Genomic DNA, 850 nt, shown 5'->3' with positions numbered 1-850 from the left:
GTCCGAGCGCGCGTCACCGACGCCGGCAACCTGAGTGGCCGCGCAGTGGGAAACGGTGAAGCAATCCGGCTTTGAGTCATTCACAAACCTTTGCGGCATCGAAAGCAAGTCCGGACGAGTCGATGCAATATCGAATACTGGTAAGCACTACTGCCTCGGGTGTGACGATTAGTCTGCAGAATAACATGTGACGATTAGTCCGTGGCTGTTTAGTCTACAAACCGCGCCAATAGGAGGGTGAAGTCACTATCTATTCGGTTCGGCGAACGCTTGAGGGAGTTGCGAAAAGAGCGAGAACTCTCGCAAGAAGCGTTTGCAGCCGAATGCGGTTTCGACCGTACGTACGTCAGTGGGATCGAACGGGGAGTTCGCAACCCTTCTCTTGCCGCGATTGAAACCCTTGCTGCGGCGCTTGGGCTCTCAGTTGGCGAACTCTTCAGCGGGTTGTAGGGGCTGGCGCCGCTCTTTCGGTAGCAGTTGCCCCAGCCCCTTGGTCGGTCGTGCTCAAGCGCCCGGTGAAGGTGATCCAATCCAACTGGATGTCTGCGCCGAAGTAGAAGGGGATGCGGACAAAAACTTGGACTATCAGGAGGTAGTTCATGTATTCGTACGAAGACAGGATTCGAGCGGTCGAGCTGTACATCAAGCTCGGGAAACGCGTCGGGGCAACCCTTCGGCAGCTGGGTTACCCGACAAAGAATGCGCTGAAGGGCTGGTACCGGGAGTACGAGCGGGTGAAGCTCGACGGCAAGCTCACGGTGTTCGAGCCGACCCGGCATCAGGCTCTCACATCGATCGCGAGTGACCGAGTTCAGTCTGAAGCGCGCATACCACGATGGGCAGCTATGCA

1 protein-coding gene and 1 pseudogene are annotated in these 850 nt (G+C 57.1%); both read left to right on the top strand.

Annotation, left to right across the window (positions count from 1 at the left end):
• Nucleotides 1-237: 237 nt before the first annotated feature.
• Complete coding sequence (locus tag BMG07_RS40860) at nt 238-450, top strand: helix-turn-helix domain-containing protein (RefSeq protein WP_198089231.1); 213 nt, start codon at nt 238-240, stop codon at nt 448-450.
• A gap of 149 nt (nt 451-599) precedes the next feature.
• Nucleotides 600-850 (top strand): annotated as a pseudogene (locus tag BMG07_RS43840) (IS3 family transposase); the annotation flags it as partial.

This window comes from Variovorax sp. E3 (assembly GCF_016082275.1).
In the GTDB taxonomy this organism is placed as follows: domain Bacteria; phylum Pseudomonadota; class Gammaproteobacteria; order Burkholderiales; family Burkholderiaceae_C; genus Variovorax.
This window is presented reverse-complemented; position numbering and strand designations above follow the sequence as displayed.